This window comes from Virgibacillus sp. GM2-2, assembly GCF_055329585.1.
The window spans coordinates 1-286 of the sequence record NZ_JBUZWC010000044.1; the positions used below are offsets into that span (position 1 = coordinate 1).

The window sequence follows — 286 nt, forward strand, 5'->3', positions numbered from 1 at the left end:
AGGAGAAGGAAGGACAACACATGTCCCGGAAACTGAAAAACCTTGACCGTAAACGAGCGTACCGCGTCACCGATTACATGCACAAAGCAAGTCGAGCGATTGTCAATATCGCAATTGAGCGGGGAATCGATACGATTATCGTTGGAAAGAACGACAAATGGAAGTCGAAGGTTAACATGCGAAAAGCTGACAAGCAGACATTCATTCAACTTCCATTTGCGAAGATGATCGCAATGATTACGTATAAAGCGGAATCGGTTGGCATTCAAGTCGTGACGCGGGAAGA

Annotated in this window: 1 protein-coding gene; it reads left to right on the plus strand. The window is 45.8% G+C overall.

Annotation, left to right across the window (positions count from 1 at the left end):
- Positions 1-20: 20 nt before the first annotated feature.
- A partial coding sequence (locus ACY9Z2_RS18905; RefSeq protein ID WP_463611228.1) for an IS200/IS605 family accessory protein TnpB-related protein occupies positions 21-286 on the plus strand: 266 nt, incomplete at its 3' end.